Origin of the sequence: Kibdelosporangium philippinense (assembly GCF_021390435.2) — a bacterium.
Classification (GTDB): domain Bacteria; phylum Actinomycetota; class Actinomycetes; order Mycobacteriales; family Pseudonocardiaceae; genus Kibdelosporangium; species Kibdelosporangium philippinense.
Map to the genome: position 1 here is coordinate 534,972 of NZ_JAJVCN010000002.1, position 15,905 is coordinate 550,876.

A 15,905-nucleotide genomic window follows, 5' to 3' on the forward strand; every position below is an offset into this window, starting at 1 on the left:
AGTATTAAAGATCTTTCGGTATTTGAGTGAATTGTGTCATAGGGAAAGGCCGGTATGGTCGAGGAAGTTGAAGCACAGTTGGTAGCTGCTGCCGACACGTTCCAGGCCGGCCTGGGTGGCGGTGTGGGCCTCGTCGATGGTGTCCGGGCACAAGTTGGCCAGCTCGGTGGCTTTGACGTTGCCCCACACCATTTCCATCGGGTTGAGGTCGGGGGCGTAGCCGGGCAACGGTTCCACGCGCAGCCAGTGTCGTTGGGTGGCCAGCCATTCCTTCATGGCCGCGGAACGGTGGGCGGGCAGGCCGTCCCAGATCAGGGTGACTTTCTGGCGGTCAAGGTGATCGAGCAGAGCGGTGAGGAACTCGATCAGCGAGGCGGTGTTGTAGGCGCCTTCTTTGATGCCGAACACGAACACGGCCTCGCTGCGGTCGGGCCGGTAGGCCAGCGCGCCGGACATCGACAGGCGTTTCCAGGAGAACCGGTGGGTCAGCACCGGGGTCTGGCCGCGTGGCGCCCAGGTGGCCCGGACTACGGGCAGCAGGGAGAATCCGGACTCGTCCTGGAAGCAGATCCAGGCCCTTCGGCGCCGGGCGCTTTTTTTATGCGTGGCCACTCCTTTTTCACCCACCTGTCGATGGCCTCCTGGTCGCGTTCGGTGGCGCGGCGGGCGGGACGCTGCCTGCTCCAGCCCAGCCGCTCGCGCAGGATCGTCCAGGTCTGGGTTTGCGAGTACCGCACCCCGGTGAGTTTCTCGATGACCTTGGCCACCCGTGCCAGTGTCCACATGTCGGTCGGGAATCCGTTCGCCTTCGGTCCCTGCGCCAGCGCGCCGGCCACCTCGGCCACCTGCTCGTCGGTCAGCTTGGGCAGCCGCCCGGCACGGCCAGCCCCGGCCAATGCCTGCCGTCCGCCGGCCGACCACGCCCGGTGCCACCGTGAGGCGGTCTGCGCCGAGACTCCCAACTCCACCACCACATCGACCTGCCGCTTGCCGCGGTCGAACATCTCCGCTGCCCGCATCCGACGTTCTCGCAACGCCTCAAAATCACGGCGGGCAGCTACTTTCTTGCTGCTACGGCCTTTCCGACGCTGGCCGGCCGATCGTGACGGTTCTGGCACACCACGATTGTCCTACCAGGCAAGGCGAATCACCCGCAACGACTCACCCTATTACCGAAAGATCTTTAGTGGGGACCTGATTCGCATGGGTCCACCGTGGTCTGGGCATGTTCACGGAAAGAGATGATCACGTCACCGTCGTGCAACAGGAGTTAACCATTCGCAATCGTGGTGATCACGCGTCACACTTGAGTCATGGCTGAGAACTTGTTCGTAACGGGTGCGCTGGTGATTCCAGCCGCCGAGTTGCGCGAACGCTTCTCTCGGTCGTCCGGACCAGGTGGGCAAGGCGTGAACACCACGGACAGCCGAGTGGAGCTGTCCTTCGACGTGGCCGGCTCACCGTCCATTCCAGACACACTGCGCCCCAGGATCCTCGACCGCCTCGCAACCCGGTTGGTCGACGGAGTGGTGACGGTTGCGGCGAGCGAATTCCGTGCGCAGCTTGCAAACCGGCAGGCGGCGCGAGACCGGTTGGCGTCGTTGCTGCGTAGCGCCTCCGAGCCGCCTCCGCCCAAGCGCCGCCCAACTCGACCGAGCCGGGCAGCGAAGGAACGCAGGCTCACCGCGAAGCGGCGGCGTGGTGAGACGAAGCGGTCTCGTCGGGGAACGTTCAGCGACTGACGCTGTCGTGCACGCCTTCCGTGCTGATCAAGACAACCACTGAGTCTCGGGTCAGTTCGTGCTTGAAGGCCCTCGCTCCCGCGAGACTCGCGGCACCGCATTCGCCCGCGATGATGTTGTGGCTGGCGAGGTCATGCATGGCCTTGTTGGCTTCTTCGTCGGTGACAGTGACCGCGGCGTCGACGCCGTTCTTCAGGTAGGGCCAGGCGTGGGCGTCGACATCGCCTGCGTTCAGGCCCGCCATGCTGGAGGGATGAGGCCCAGGCACATTCACCGGTTTGCCTGCGTGCAAGGACTTCTGCAGGCAGGCTGCGGTGTCGGGTTCGACGGTCAGGATCTTGGGGCGGTGTCCGTCACCTCGGTAGTGCTGTACGACCGCTGAAGCGAACGCGCCCGCACCTACCGGGACTACTACAAGGTCCGGTGCTTCCGCGAGTTGCTCGTCGATTTCACGCAGGATTGTCCGATAACCCTGGGTGGCCCAGATCGGCGTCATGGAGTCGCCTACGTCTGCGGCCAGGAAGGCTTTCGGGTTCTTGTTCGCCGTGGCTTCCGCTTGCCTGACGGCTTCTTGGTAGTCGCCCTCGATGACTTCGACCTGTGCGCCTTCGCTCCGAATGGCCTCGATCCTCGCCGTGGCCGTGCCCGCGGGGATGAAGATGCGGGCTTTGAGGTTGAGGAGTTTGGCCATGTAGGCCACCGCTCGGCCGTGGTTGCCCGCAGTGGCACTGACGAGGGTGGTTTCCGGGTCGACCTCGAGGTCTTCGAGGGTCGTGGTGCCGCCGAGGCCTTTGAAGATGGCCCAGGCCGCGCCCAGGATCTTGAAGGAGGGCAGACCGGCCCTGAGGTGCTCGTCCTTCACCAGGACACGGCGTACGCGCAGCTCCCGCGCCAACTCGGGGACCTCGATCAAGGGCATCGGCTCGAACCCAGGTAGCTCCCGATGCAGAGCCCTAGGGTCGCCGCTCAATGCGCCCGGCCCTCCGGCCGCAACGATGGCGTGGGTGCCTCTACCCTCGCTGAGGCCTTCGACCTGGCTGCCGACTTGGTCGCCGTCGAGCTGGCTGGGGTCGTCGGTCTGGTTGCCGAGCTGGTTGCGGCTGAGCTGGCCAGGGCGTTCGAGCTTGCTGCTGTCCTGGTTGCTGACGGGCTGGCCAGGGCCTTTGACCTGCGGGTTCGTCGACGCCGTCCACGACCTTGCCGAGGGGTTGCGGTACATGCCCAAGCCCTTGTCCATGGCTGAACTCTACATTCTGAATTCAGAATTTAAAGCACAGAGCGTTATTCTGGCGACTTGATCACCTCAAAATAGGACAACGACCCCAGGCAAGTAAGATCGTTTTCCTCTCACAGAAGACAACTTACAGGCGGGGTCGTTGCGTTATCAGTCTACTACAGGGCTTGCTGCTGACCAGATCCAGGAGCTTGTCGCGCGCATCTGGCAGATCATCCAATGCCATGAGAACCAAGCGTGGCCTCCGACCGTGGGACTGTATCGCGCTGTCGTGATCACTTTGGTGTACGTCCGACAGAATCTGAACCAGGCGGCCGTGGGCGATCTGTTCGGCGTCAGTCAGTCGACCGTATCGCGGATCTATCGAGGCATTCTCCCATTGATTGGGCAGGCCCTGTGCCTGCACATTCCAAACCTCAAGGAGGCCATCCGCGGCCGGCTCGTCCTGGTCGACGGAACCGATGTCCCGACCGGCAACCGTGCTGGTCACGAAGACAACTTCTCCGGCAAGCGGCGCCGCGCGGGGCTGAACATCCAGGTCGCCGCCGATACGGAGGGAGGCCTGCTGGGAATATCCGCCCCTCTGCCTGGCTCGATGCATGACCGGAAAGCGTTCGCCGAGTGTGACTGGGAAGATCTTCTGGCCGAGACCTCAGTCATCGGTGACCCTGCCTATCAGGGCACTCACACGATTACGCCTCGCAAAAAGCCAAAGGGCGGCGAGCTCTCGGCTGGCGACAAGGTGAACAATAAATTCATCTCCTCACTTCGATCCGCCGTCGAGCGATGTATCGCGCATATCAAGAACTGGAAGATGATTGCGACCGGCTATCGAGGACGCCTTTCCGAGCTCCCCAACATCATCCGGATCATCACATCGCTCGAGTTCTATCGACTCGGCTGGTAACCCTCATGAATAACGCTCACAGAGTTCAGTGTTCAACATTCTGTGTTTTGTGTTCAGTACTCTGTGTTCAGCGTGTAGTACTTTGTGTTCATGGCCATCACCAAACGACCCTTGCGTGAGCAGATCCGCGACGAAGTGCTGGCCAGGCTGGTCCGCGGCGACTATCCGGTCGGTGAGCGGATCAACGAAGGCGACCTCGCCGAAAACCTGGGAGTTAGCCGAACCCCACTCCGCGAAGCCCTGGCCGGCCTCGCCCAGGAAGGAGTCCTCGAACTCCGCCCCAACCGAGGCTTCTGGCTCTCGCCCCTAACCGTCGACGAAGTCGCGGAGACCTACCCGATCATCGGAGCCCTCGAAGTAGTCGCACTGCGATCCTGCGACATCAAAGTTCTCACCGCCAGCGTGCCCAAGCTCAACGAGCTGGCCCAGCGCATGCTCGACGTACCCCCAGCCCAAGCAGGCGAAATCGACGACCAGTGGCACGACGAACTCCTCAAATCCTGCCAAAACAAGCGCTTGATGCAGCTGATCAAGGCCCAGAAAACGGTCGTGCACCGCTACGAGTACGCCTACTTCACCAACCGTAAGCGGATCATGCGAGCCGAAACCCAGCACCGGATGATCGCCAAAGCGATCCTGGAACGCGACATGGACCGGGCAGCAGGCGAACTCCGCGCGAACTGGACGGTCGACCCAGGAGTCTTGCGGGAAACAACCCAGTAGCCCTGTCACACAAGCACGCAGTCCGGGCTCATAGGTGCGAAGTCACCGACGAGACAAGGACAAGCGATGCAATTCGTACTGGTCATCCACCACGGCACCTTCCCTCTGCCGGGAACGCCGAAAGCCGAAACGATCACTGAAGAAGAGCGGAAAGACGTCTACGCAGGCTGGGCAGCCATCAACAAAATGGACAACGTCCAAGGCGGTCCACCGCTCAGCCTGCCGCAGAACGCAATGACGGTTCGCGTTCAGAACGGCGAGACGATCACGGCCGAGGGGACATACCAAGGCACCACGGTCGGCGGTTTCCTCTTGGTCGAGGCGGAGGACCTCGACGCGGCGATCGCCATCGCGTCGAGTGTCCCCCAAGCCCGGTTGGGCGGTGCGGTAGAAGTCAGGCCGTCGGAAAAATACTGGTGAAACGTTGAGGGTCGACGAAAACGTCGATCCTGACGATCCGGGAGCCCGCGACGGTGAAAGCCATGACGGAGTACGGCCGCCCGTCGCGGGTGATCAAAGCCCCGACCGAACCGTTGACCAGAACCGGCCGCAGTTGACCGCCCCGAGGTGCACGGGCTTGAGCAGCCACAGCCGAAGCGCCCCGAACGACAACCGGCGGCTGATCAGCAAACGAAGTCTGCAGAACGACGTCAGGGTCGAGCACCTGAACGAGAGCAGAGAAGTCGCCATCCCGCGCAGCCGCATAGAAAGCGTGAACCACAGCGCGTTGGCGCGCAAGATCCGGCGCAGGCAGCCCAACACCGCCAATCCGCCGACGAGCCCGGCTCGCAAGTTGCCGAGCGGCAGCGGGAGTGCGCCCGACAATGGCGGCGATCTCGTCGAATGAAAGCTGAAACATGTCGTGCAGCACGAAAGCCAGGCGTTCGGCGGGACCGAGCTGATCGAGCACGATCAGCATGGCCAAACCGACCGAGTCGGCCAGTAAAGCCTCCTGCTCGGGATCGAGCGAACCATCCGGAACGACAACCAGATCAACCGGGTCCTCACGGCGATTCCGGCGTGACCGCAACACATGCAGGCACTCTCGTGCCACGACGGTAGTAAGCCAACCACCAAGGTTGTCGATCGTCGAAGCATCAGAACGGCTCAGCCGAAGCCAAGCATCCTGCACGGCATCGTCCGCCTCAACCGCCGAACCGAGCATCCGGTACGCCACGGCCCGCAGCCGCGGCCGTTCCTTCTCAAACCGCGCGGCCAGTTCGTCCATCAAAGTCACACCATCCCATCGCCAAGGCTCATGGACGTGAGCCCGCAGCGAACCCAAATGTGACAGTCAGGTGGTCAGCCATTTGTAGCGACGCTCGGGCCGACCGGTGCCGCCGTACTTCAACGTCACCTCGGACTTCCCGGTCTCGGTGAAATGCTCGAGGTACCGCCGAGCCGAAACCCGGGAAAGCTCGGTCAGCTGGGCGCACTCCGTCGCGGACAACCCTTCGGGATGCTCACGCATCACCCGCTCCACCAACTCCGCAGTCTGCTCGGTCAACCCCTTCGGCAAACTCGTCGCACCACGCGGACGTGCCCCGAAAACCTGGTCGACGTCGGCCTGTCCAGCCACCGCGAGCCGATCGAGCTTCTCGTCCAAGGTAGCGAAATGCCGCAACTGGTCGAACAAAGCCGAATAGTTGAACGGCTTGATCAGATAATGCAGCACGCCACCGCGCATTGCCCGGCGCACAGTGTCCACATCGTTCGCCGCGCTGATCACGATGACGTCCGTATCTCCTTGCGAGGAACGAAGTTCTTGCAAAACGGCAAGACCGTCCATGTCCGGCAGATAGATGTCGAGCAACACCAAGTCCGGCTTGAGTTGCTGCGCCGCCTGCAACGCGTCGGCACCGGTGTGCGCGACGCCGACGACCGTGAACCCGGGCGTGCGGGCAACGTATCCACTGTGGACTTTCGCGACCATGAAATCGTCGTCCACCACCAAGACCGTTTTCATCGGGGCACCAACGCGGTGAACACCGCGCCTCCTTCGTTGTGCACGTCGATCCATCCTTGTCTGCGGATGCAGGTTTGCCGCGCCAACGCCAGTCCCAGTCCGCGTGTGCCGCCTTCCTCAGCGGCTTTCGTGGTGAATCCGTTGCGGAACACCTCGCGGGCGATCTCCGGCGCCACGCCTGGGCCGGAGTCGCGGACCACCACACGGACAGCGTCGTCGAGTTCGCTGATGTCCACTTCGATCCACCCGTCTCGCGCGCTGCCGAGGGCGTCGACGGCGTTGTCCACCAGATTTCCCAGCACTGTCACCAGGTCGGCGGACAGTGCTGAGTCTACTTCGGACAGCCTGCTTCCTGCTGACAGCCGCAGGCCGACACTGTGCTCTGCCGCAACGCTCGCTTTCGCGATCAGCAACGCGGCAACCGCCGCGTCATCGATCCGCGAACTCACCTGGGCGTGCCATTCCTGCTGGGTATGGGACACCGTGGTGATGAACTGCCGGACTTCGTCGTATTCGCCGAGTTCGATCAGGCCGGAGATGGTGTGCAGCCGGTTGGAGAACTCGTGCGCCTGTGCCCGCAGTGTGTCGGTCGCGTTCTGGGTCTCGGCCAGTTCGTTCTGCAGAGCGACCATCTCGGTACGGTCGCGCATCGTCACCACTGACCCGATCGACTGATCGTGCAGGGTGATCGGGCGCCGGTTCATCGTCAGCACGCGGCCTTTGCGCAGCACGATCTCGTCCGCGCCAGCCGCGCGCCCGGTCAGCACGTCCCGCATCCGCTCATTGAAGTCCAAATCTGACACGGATTTGCCAACACTGTCGTCCGGAATGGACAAAAGCGCCCGCGCGTGGTCGTTGACAAGGATAATCCGGTCGTTGCTGTCGAGACCGACCACACCTTCCTTGATCCCGTGCAACATTGCCTCACGCTGCTCGACCAGCGAGGTGATCTCGGCCGGTTCGAGCCCAAGCGTCTGCTTCTTCACCCGGCGCGCCAGTAGTAGCGAGCCGGTCACACCGAGCACAGTGGCCAGTCCGAGCAGCGCGAGCGCGTTTCCAGGCGACTCGACGACACCGGCGAAGAAACCTTGCGCCTCCACGCCGACAGCCGCGATACCGATCACCTTGACGTCGTTGCCGAGCACAGGCACGTGGGCGACAAGCATGTCGTCGACGATGCCGACCCATGATCGCCCGGTCGGGATCGTGGAGTCGCCGACGTCCAGCTTCGAGCCGTCGCGGCCAGGGATTGTCGAGGTCACCACGGTGAGGTCTGGCAGCGTGAAGGTGATGTCGTCGGCGCCGGAAAGGCCGCGCGTGCTCTCGGCCACCCCGGCCAGTTGCTGGTAACGCGACGGGTCGGTCAAGGCGCCGGGGATGGGCACTCCGTGCCGGTCGTCAGTGCCGCGCACGACCGGCGTGGCCGCGAGGTTCTCGGCGGCCAGCAGCATCCGGCGGCCTTCGACGTCGACGAACGTCTTGTTCGACTGGATCGCGGAGAAGGCCGCGACCGAGGTGAGCAGGGCGACCACGATCACCACCTGCCAGGCAAGCAGTTGACGGGCCAGCGAGCCTTTGACGCCCATGAACACCTCCTCGTGAACACAAGTACCGCAACCTTCGATACGCGGCTAAGCGCGACATCACGGTAAACCGCATGCAACATAAGTCAACGCTGTCGTCGAAGGCACAGAGAGGTGAGGTATCACGACGTGCGAGCGAAGTCATGGCTGGCCATCCTTGGTGTGATCGCCGCCGTACTGCTCATTCCCCCGCTGCTGAGCTCCGGCAGCGACGAGGATGTAGGCGACCAGGTCCGCGGTCTGCGTGTCCTGGTCCCCAACGCGCCAGGCGGTGGTTACGACATCACGGCGCGAAACGCCGCCAAGGCGATCGAGGAAGCCGACCTGTCCAGGCGGATCGAGGTGTTCAACCTGCCTGGCGCGGGTGGCACGGTCGGTCTCGGCCGGATGGTGAACGAACGCGGCAACGGCAAGCTCGTGATGTCCATGGGCCTTGGCGTGGTCGGCGCGGTGTACACGAACAAATCGCCGTCATCGCTGGCGGACACCACACCGATCGCGAAGTTGATCGAGGAACCCGACATCGTCGTGGTCAGCAAGGACTCCCCGTACCAGAACATCGGGCAGTTGCTGGCGGCGTGGAAGGCCAATCCCGGCAACGTCCCGGTCGGTGGCGGCTCACGGGCCGGTGGTCCTGACCATCTTGCGCCGATGTTGATGGCCAAAGCGGCCGGACTGGACCCGCGCAAGGTCAATTACGTGCCGTTTGACGGTGGCGGCGAGCTGTTGGCGTCGGTGCTCGGCGGCAAGATCGCGTTCGGTGTGTCCGGCATCAGTGAGTACCGCGATCAGATCCAGGCCGGTGAGCTCAGGGTGTTGGCGGTGACCAGCAAGAACAGGCTGCCAGGGGTGGATGCTCCGACGCTGATGGAGTCTGGTGTGGACGTTGAGTTCACCAACTGGCGCGGCATCGTGGCGCCGCCAGGGATCACCGGCGGCGAGCGGACGAGGTTGGTGAACCTGTTCACCCGGCTCGTCGCGTCGCCGCAGTGGCAGGACGTGCTCATTCGCAACGGCTGGACCTCGGCGTTCCAGCCGGGCGAGGACTTCGGCAGGTTCCTAGCCGCGGAGAACGACCGCGTCGCCTCGACGCTGAGGGAGCTGGGGCTGGTATGACCACAGTGGAGCGTCTGAAGGAGCGGTCCGAGCTCGGAATCAGCGTTTTGCTTGCGGCGCTGGGCGTGCTTGTGCTGATCGACGCGATCAGCCTGCCGCACGTCCCGACTGAGCGGGGGATCGGGCCTGACGTGGTGCCGATCGTGGTCGGCAGTGGGCTGATCCTGGTGGCCGCGTTGCTGGCAAGGGATGTCCTGCGGGGCGGCAAGGGGGAAGCAGAGGGCGGCGAGGACATCGATCTGAGCGCGCCCGGTGACTGGCGGACAGTGTTGTTGCTGGCCGCGGCTTTCCTCGCGAACGTCGTGCTGATCGGGCTCGTCGGTTTCCCGATCTCCGGAACGGTTCTGTTCTGGGGTGCGGCGTATGCGTTGGGCAGCCGTAACTTCGTGCGTGACCCGCTCGTCGCGGCCGGGCTCTCGCTCGTCACCTACTTTGTGTTCAACGACCTGCTCGGGGTTTCCTTGCCGGGCGGGCCGCTGATGGGAGTGCTGTGATGGGTTCCTTCGCCTCTCTGATGGATGGTTTCGGTACCGCGTTAACACCGGTTAACCTGATGTACGCCGTGATCGGCGTGCTGCTCGGTACGACGATTGGCGTCCTGCCTGGCATCGGCGCCGCGATGGCGGTCGCCCTGTTGCTGCCCATCACGTACGGCCTTGATCCGACCGGTGCGTTCATCATGTTCGCCGGGATCTACTACGGCAGCATGTTCGGCGGTTCGACCACGTCGATCCTGTTGAACACGCCGGGCGAGACCGCGTCGGTGGTCACGGCGATCGAAGGCAATCCGATGGCCAAACGCGGCCGTGGCTCGCAAGCCCTTGCCGCGGCGGCGATCGGGCACTTCGTCGGCGGCCTGATCGGCACGCTTCTGTTGGTACTGCTGGCTCCTGCGGTTGCCAAGCTGGCCGTCGGCATCGGCGCGCCGGACTTTTTTGCGATCATGTTGCTGGCGTTCATCTCGGTGACGTCCGTGCTCGGCAAGTCGCGGATCCGTGGGTTCGCGTCTCTGCTGATCGGCTTGGCGATCGGGTTGATCGGCCTTGACGAGATGACCGGCCAGCAGCGTCTGACATTCGGATCGCTGCACCTGTCCGACGGAATCGACGTTGTGGTGGTCGCGGTCGCGCTGTTCGCGGTCGGTGAGTCGCTGTGGGTCGCCGCGCATTTGCGGCGAATCCAGGCAGAACCGATCCCGGTCGGCCGTCCGTGGCTGGGCCGTGACGACGTGCGGCGCTCGTGGAAGCCGTGGGTGCGTGGACCGTTCATCGGGTTCCCGTTCGGTGCGATTCCCGCTGGTGGCGCGGAAATTCCGACGTTCCTGTCGTACGTGACCGAGCGCAGGCTGTCCAAGCGCAAGGACGAGTTCGGCAAGGGCGCCATCGAAGGCGTCGCTGGGCCCGAGGCGACGGCTTCGGCGTCCGCGTCGGGAACGTTGACCTCGATGCTGACCTTGGGCCTGCCGACCACGGCAACCGCGGCCGTGATGCTGGCGGCGTTCCAGCAGTACGGCATCCAGCCGGGCCCGCTGCTGTTCGAGCATGAGTCCAGCCTGGTCTGGGCCCTGATCGCGAGCCTGTTCATCGCGCTGGTGCTGCTGCTCGTGCTCAACCTGCCGTTGGCGCCGGTGTGGGCGAAGCTGCTGCGGATCCCGCGGCCGTACCTGTACGCGGGCATTCTATTCTTCGCCAGCGTGGGCGCGTACGCGGTCAGTGGTGACGTGGTGGACCTGATCGTGCTGTTCATCATCGGGTTGCTGGGTCTGGCAATGCGCCGGTACGGCCTGCCGGTGCTCCCGGCGGTGATTGGCGTGATCCTCGGCCCGGCGGCTGAGCAGCAGCTACGCCGGGCGCTGCAGATCAGCGACGGCTCGATCAGCGGACTGGTGAACACCCCGATGTCGGTGATCATCTACGTCCTGATCGTGGCGATTCTGGTCTGGCCGGTGATCCGCCGGCTGACCCGTCGCCCAGCCGCGCCGAGTGTGGACCGCGAGAAGATCGACGCATAGGGCCTATGGTCGATACATGATCGAGGAGTTCGAGGTGTCCGGGCCGGACGCTGGTCCTTACGGGATCACGTCCGGCCCGGACGGCGCGTTGTGGTTCACCCTGGTCCACGCGGCCAAAATCGGCAGGTTCGCGGCTGGCGAGGTCCGTACGTACGACCTCGCGCCGGACACTGATCCGACGGTGATCGTCCAAGGCCCCGACGGCGCGTTGTGGTTCACCGAGTACAAGGGCCACAAGATCGGTCGAATCACAGTCGACGGCGTCTTGACCGAATTCGAACTCCCCACGCCCGAAGCCGAGCCGTACGGAATCGCGGCAGGCGCGGACGGCGCACTGTGGTTCACCGAGATCAACCTCGACCGGATCGGCCGGATCACGCCAGACGGCGCGATCACGGAATTCCCATTGCCCGTGGCTGGCGCGTTCCCCGGCCACATCACTGCAGGCCCGGACAACGGCCTGTGGTTCGCGCTCAACCAAGCCAACGCGATCGGCCGTATCGACATCGGCGGTGACGTGACCATTCACCCGCTGCCAACCGAGGCCGCCGCGCCGGTCGGGATCGCCGACGGCGGCGACGGCGGCATTTGGTTCGTCGAGATCATGGCAGGCCAGGTCGGCCGGATCGCGGTGGACGGGCACGTGGACGAATTCCCGTTGCCGGACAACGAATGCCGCCCGCACGCGATCGTCGCGGGCGAAGACGGCAGCCTGTGGTTCACCGAGTGGGGCGCGAACAAGATCGGCCGGATAACCCTGGCAGGCAAGATCGAGGAGTACGAACTGCCAACGCCGAACTCCGAGCCGCACGGAATCACAATCGGCCCGGACGGGGCCGTGTGGACGGCTCTGGAGAACGGCAAGTTGGCCCGAATCAGTTTCTAAGAGCGTTATTCATGAGGGTTACCAGCCGAGTCGATAGAACTCGAGCGATGTGATGATCCGGATGATGTTGGGGAGCTCGGAAAGGCGTCCTCGATAGCCGGTCGCAATCATCTTCCAGTTCTTGATATGCGCGATACATCGCTCGACGGCGGATCGAAGTGAGGAGATGAATTTATTGTTCACCTTGTCGCCAGCCGAGAGCTCGCCGCCCTTTGGCTTTTTGCGAGGCGTAATCGTGTGAGTGCCCTGATAGGCAGGGTCACCGATGACTGAGGTCTCGGCCAGAAGATCTTCCCAGTCACACTCGGCGAACGCTTTCCGGTCATGCATCGAGCCAGGCAGAGGGGCGGATATTCCCAGCAGGCCTCCCTCCGTATCGGCGGCGACCTGGATGTTCAGCCCCGCGCGGCGCCGCTTGCCGGAGAAGTTGTCTTCGTGACCAGCACGGTTGCCGGTCGGGACATCGGTTCCGTCGACCAGGACGAGCCGGCCGCGGATGGCCTCCTTGAGGTTTGGAATGTGCAGGCACAGGGCCTGCCCAATCAATGGGAGAATGCCTCGATAGATCCGCGATACGGTCGACTGACTGACGCCGAACAGATCGCCCACGGCCGCCTGGTTCAGATTCTGTCGGACGTACACCAAAGTGATCACGACAGCGCGATACAGTCCCACGGTCGGAGGCCACGCTTGGTTCTCATGGCATTGGATGATCTGCCAGATGCGCGCGACAAGCTCCTGGATCTGGTCAGCAGCAAGCCCTGTAGTAGTCTGATAACGCAACGACCCCGCCTGTAAGTTGTCTTCTGTGAGAGGAAAACGATCTTACTTGCCTGGGGTCGTTGTCCTATTTTGAGGTGATCAAGTCGCCAGAATAACGCTCTAATTATTGGGAATTGGCGCACCAGGGCAGGTGCCGGTGCTGGTCCGGCCGTTGATCAGGAAGTCGTTCGCCTTCTCCCAGCATGGCAACTCGCTCAGCGAAGAATGCACGTCGTCCTGGACGCGCAGCAGCGGGCCGCCGATTGTGTCCTGCATCTGGTGCGCCCACTTGATCACGGTGTTGGTCTCGAACTCGTGCCCGACCAGCTGCAAAGCGCTCCGGCCTTTGGTCAGCTTGGTCGGGTTAGCCGGGAACGGCCAACCCTGGCACCGCACGACACCAGCTCCGTAGAATCCCGCGACCGGGTAGCGCACCTTCAACTGCTCGGCCCGCTGCCACTCGGTCTCGAAGTCACGGTTCGCGGACGAGTCGTTGCAGGCAAAGGAGACGATCACGAACTCGGCGTCTCCGTACTGCTCAACATTGGACCATCCGTTGCCCGGGAACTCCGGCTTTGGCGCGGCTTGTGGGACGGGTACGCCGTCCCGGATGTCGGCAAGGGCCTTCGCCGACTCAGCCCAGCGTGCCCGGTTGGCGCGCAGCAGCGAGTTGACGTTCGGCAAGGCCAGTAGCGCACTCCGGACCTCTTCCGCGGTCTTCCCGAAGTGATACACCTGGTCACGCCCGGCGATCCACTTGGTGAACAGGTTGAAGAGCCGCTCCTTCGCGGCGACCTGGTCATCGTCGTCCTCGTTGTTCTGACCAGGTGCCATCAGCGACTCCAGCAGCATGCGGTCGACGCGGTTGTCGAACATGCTGCGGTACGCCGAGCCCAGCGCGGATCCCCATGAAATGGCCTGGTAGCTGATCTTCTGCTCACCCAAAGCCACCCGGATGCGATCCATGTCCCTTGCCGCGTTCGCGGCGGTGAGCGAGCGTGACAATTCCGGATCCTTTGCCGCGCAAGCGGAAACGTTCTTGGCGTAGGCGTCGGAGCGGAACTGGACGGCCGCCTTGCCGGTCACGCCCGGTGGTGTCGGCGGGAACTTGCTGGCATCCATTTCCGGGCAGAAGGTCTTGCCGCTGTACCCGACGCCACGGGTGTCGAACCCGATCAGGTCGTAGTAACGGTTGATCTCCTTGAGGTACGTGCCGGCGTGCAACACGGGCTCGGTGATGCCGGGAATGCCCGGCCCACCGGGATTGAGCAGCAGTACGCCCTTGCGTTTCGCGGGTTCGGTGGCTTTGATGCGGCTGACCGCGATGTCGATCTGGCGCCCGTTGGGTTTGCCGTAGTCCACCGGCACCTTGATCATCATGCATTCGCTGGCACGATCGGCCGTATCCCAGCCAGCCGCGATATCGGCACAGAGTTTCCAGTCCACTGTGTCCGCTTCGGCCTGCGCGGGACTGACGAGCAGCAAGGCCGCGAGCGCGATCGCCTTCACTGGCCGGGCCCCGGGATCGGTGCGCCAGGGCACGTGCCGTTGCTGGCTCGACCGTTGACGAGGAAGTCGTTGGCCTTCGACCAGCACGGCAAGTCGACAAGTCCACTGTGGATGTCATCCTGGACGCGCAGCAGCGAGCCGCCGATCGTGTTCTGCATCTGGTACGACCACTTGATCACGGTGTTGGTCTCGAACTCATGCCCAACGAGCTGCAGCGCGCTGCGGCCCTTGGTGAGCTTGACCGGCTGAGCCGGGAACGGCCAGTTCACGCACCCGACGATGCTGGGGCTTTGGAAGCCAGCGACTGGGTACTTGGTCTTCCACTTCTCCCAGCGTGCCCACGCGGCGTCGACATCCTCGTCGGCGGCGCCGGTGTCGTTGCATGAGTACGTGTCACGAAGGAACCGCATGTCGCCACCGCTGCGTTCTTCGTTGTCCCACCCATTGCTCGTGACCGCCTGCTTGGGCGCTTCCGCCGCGGGCTTGCCGTCCCGGATATCGGCGAGTGCCTTGGCATTCTCCGCCCAACGAGCCTGCGGTGACCTGAGCCGGAAGTTGACTGCGCTGCCATGCGCGGCCTGCAACGCCAACAGTGCCTTTTCCACCTCAGCAGCGGTGGCCCCGAATCCGTAGGCGTCGTTGTGCTGCGCGATCCACGCGGTGTACTCGCGGAACAGGCGTTCCGTCGCGACCTGGTTGTCCTCCTGGTCCCGGTCGAACTGTCCAGGAGCCATCACGGATTCGAGGTACATCCGGTCGACGTTGCGGTCGAACATGCTCCGGTAGGCCGAACCAAGGGCGGTACCCCACGACCACCCGAAGTAGCTGATCTTCCGTTCACCCAAAGCCTCGCGGATCCGATCGACATCGCGCGCGACATTCGCCGTCGAGATCGACCTGACCAGCTCAGGATCCCGGTTCGCGCACGTCAGCAGGCGCTCGGTGTAGGCGGCCGTGCGGAACTTCGCACGCTCCTTGCCGGTCACGCCAGGCGGCGTCGGCGGGAACTTGTCGTCCTCCAACTCGGGGCAGTGGACGAGTTCGCTGTAGCCGACGCCCCGGGTGTCGAACCCGATCAGGTCGTAGTACGGACTGACGTTCTTGAAGATGCCGTCGCGTTGCTCACCAGGCAGTTTGGCGCCTTCGACGCCCGGCCCACCTGGGTTGATCACCAGTGAGCCCTTGCGTTTCCCTGGATCGCTGGCCTTGACCCGGCTGACCGCGATCTCCGTCTGCCGCCCGTACGGTTTGTTGTAGTCCAGCGGCACCTTGACCATCGTGCATTCGCTGACCCGGTCTTTGACGTCCCAGTTCTTGGCGATGTCCGCGCAGGGTTTCCACTCCAGCTGCTGCGCTGGTGTGGTCAGCGCGGACGCCACCATGGGACTTGCCAGCAACGCGATGGCCGCCGCAACCCCGACTCGACCAATCGGCACCAAGGTTGATTCCTTTCACCGGAAGTGGAT

At 63.7% G+C, this 15,905-nt stretch carries 16 protein-coding genes and 1 pseudogene; 8 read left to right on the forward strand and 9 right to left on the reverse strand.

Annotated elements, in window-relative coordinates; translation table 11 throughout:
- Positions 1-36 precede the first annotated feature (36 nt).
- Together LWC34_RS21365 and LWC34_RS21370 are read right to left on the reverse strand one after the other, a co-directional pair.
- Positions 37-714 carry an IS630 family transposase gene (locus tag LWC34_RS21365; RefSeq protein WP_308200086.1) on the reverse strand — a complete coding sequence of 226 codons (678 nt, stop codon included), beginning with the start codon at positions 712-714 and terminating at the stop codon, positions 37-39.
- Positions 627-1,019, reverse strand: a pseudogene (locus LWC34_RS21370) (winged helix-turn-helix domain-containing protein); the annotation flags it as partial. The gene LWC34_RS21365 and the pseudogene LWC34_RS21370, both read right to left, overlap by 88 nt.
- Positions 1,020-1,313: 294 nt before the next feature.
- Between LWC34_RS21370 and arfB the strand changes: the two are divergent.
- A complete protein-coding gene (arfB, locus tag LWC34_RS21375; protein ID WP_233726952.1) occupies positions 1,314-1,742 on the forward strand; it encodes an alternative ribosome rescue aminoacyl-tRNA hydrolase ArfB in 429 nt (142 codons plus the stop codon).
- Here arfB and LWC34_RS21380 read toward each other — a convergent pair.
- The gene (locus LWC34_RS21380) at positions 1,732-2,979 is read right to left on the reverse strand and encodes a pyridoxal-phosphate dependent enzyme (protein WP_233726953.1); all 1,248 of its coding nucleotides are present in this window, start codon (positions 2,977-2,979) and stop codon (positions 1,732-1,734) included. The genes arfB and LWC34_RS21380 overlap by 11 nt on opposite strands.
- Before the next feature lie 139 nt (positions 2,980-3,118).
- On the opposite strand from LWC34_RS21380, the gene LWC34_RS21385 reads away from it, so the two are divergent.
- The 3 genes from LWC34_RS21385 (at position 3,119) to LWC34_RS21395 (ending at position 5,026) form a co-directional block, all read left to right on the forward strand.
- A complete protein-coding gene (locus LWC34_RS21385; protein ID WP_233724674.1) occupies positions 3,119-3,883 on the forward strand; it encodes a transposase family protein in 765 nt (254 codons plus the stop codon).
- A 90-nt stretch (positions 3,884-3,973) separates the two neighbouring features.
- Positions 3,974-4,606 carry a GntR family transcriptional regulator gene (locus LWC34_RS21390; RefSeq protein ID WP_233726954.1) on the forward strand — a complete coding sequence of 211 codons (633 nt, stop codon included), beginning with the start codon at positions 3,974-3,976 and terminating at the stop codon, positions 4,604-4,606.
- Positions 4,607-4,672: 66 nt separating this feature from the next.
- On the forward strand, positions 4,673-5,026 hold the full coding sequence (locus LWC34_RS21395) for a YciI family protein (protein WP_233726955.1): 354 nt from the start codon (positions 4,673-4,675) through the stop codon (positions 5,024-5,026).
- On the opposite strand, the gene LWC34_RS21400 is transcribed toward LWC34_RS21395, so the two are convergent.
- From LWC34_RS21400 to LWC34_RS21410, 3 genes are all read right to left on the reverse strand, one after another.
- Positions 5,001-5,834 (reverse strand): sigma-70 family RNA polymerase sigma factor, encoded by an 834-nt coding sequence (locus tag LWC34_RS21400; protein ID WP_233726956.1) that lies wholly within the window; start codon positions 5,832-5,834, stop codon positions 5,001-5,003. The two genes, LWC34_RS21395 and LWC34_RS21400, sit on opposite strands and share 26 nt — an antisense overlap.
- 66 nt (positions 5,835-5,900) lie before the next feature.
- The gene (locus LWC34_RS21405; RefSeq protein ID WP_233726957.1) at positions 5,901-6,572 is read right to left on the reverse strand and encodes a response regulator; all 672 of its coding nucleotides are present in this window, start codon (positions 6,570-6,572) and stop codon (positions 5,901-5,903) included.
- Positions 6,569-8,158: a sensor histidine kinase gene (locus tag LWC34_RS21410; RefSeq protein ID WP_233726958.1), complete on the reverse strand. Its 1,590-nt coding sequence runs from the start codon at positions 8,156-8,158 to the stop codon at positions 6,569-6,571. The genes LWC34_RS21405 and LWC34_RS21410 overlap by 4 nt, the downstream gene beginning before the upstream one ends.
- 126 nt (positions 8,159-8,284) lie before the next feature.
- On the opposite strand from LWC34_RS21410, the gene LWC34_RS21415 reads away from it, so the two are divergent.
- From LWC34_RS21415 to LWC34_RS21430, 4 genes are read left to right on the forward strand one after another with little or no spacing between them, the layout of a single operon-like run.
- Complete coding sequence (locus LWC34_RS21415; RefSeq protein WP_233726959.1) at positions 8,285-9,271, forward strand: Bug family tripartite tricarboxylate transporter substrate binding protein; 987 nt, start codon at positions 8,285-8,287, stop codon at positions 9,269-9,271.
- A complete protein-coding gene (locus LWC34_RS21420; RefSeq protein ID WP_233726960.1) occupies positions 9,268-9,765 on the forward strand; it encodes a tripartite tricarboxylate transporter TctB family protein in 498 nt (165 codons plus the stop codon). The genes LWC34_RS21415 and LWC34_RS21420 overlap by 4 nt, the downstream gene beginning before the upstream one ends.
- Positions 9,765-11,282, forward strand: coding sequence for a tripartite tricarboxylate transporter permease (locus LWC34_RS21425; RefSeq protein WP_233726961.1), 1,518 nt, complete (start codon positions 9,765-9,767; stop codon positions 11,280-11,282). The genes LWC34_RS21420 and LWC34_RS21425 overlap by 1 nt, the downstream gene beginning before the upstream one ends.
- A gap of 16 nt (positions 11,283-11,298) precedes the next feature.
- Positions 11,299-12,168, forward strand: coding sequence for a Vgb family protein (locus tag LWC34_RS21430; protein ID WP_233726962.1), 870 nt, complete (start codon positions 11,299-11,301; stop codon positions 12,166-12,168).
- A gap of 18 nt (positions 12,169-12,186) precedes the next feature.
- Here LWC34_RS21430 and LWC34_RS21435 read toward each other — a convergent pair whose 3' ends face one another.
- The 3 genes from LWC34_RS21435 to LWC34_RS21445 all read right to left on the reverse strand — a co-directional run bounded on the left by LWC34_RS21435 (position 12,187) and on the right by LWC34_RS21445 (position 15,875).
- On the reverse strand, positions 12,187-12,951 hold the full coding sequence (locus LWC34_RS21435) for a transposase family protein (RefSeq protein WP_233723023.1): 765 nt from the start codon (positions 12,949-12,951) through the stop codon (positions 12,187-12,189).
- A gap of 99 nt (positions 12,952-13,050) precedes the next feature.
- The gene (locus tag LWC34_RS21440) at positions 13,051-14,439 is read right to left on the reverse strand and encodes an alpha/beta fold hydrolase (RefSeq protein ID WP_233726963.1); all 1,389 of its coding nucleotides are present in this window, start codon (positions 14,437-14,439) and stop codon (positions 13,051-13,053) included.
- The gene (locus LWC34_RS21445) at positions 14,436-15,875 is read right to left on the reverse strand and encodes an alpha/beta fold hydrolase (RefSeq protein WP_233726964.1); all 1,440 of its coding nucleotides are present in this window, start codon (positions 15,873-15,875) and stop codon (positions 14,436-14,438) included. The genes LWC34_RS21440 and LWC34_RS21445 overlap by 4 nt, the downstream gene beginning before the upstream one ends.
- Positions 15,876-15,905 lie beyond the last annotated feature (30 nt).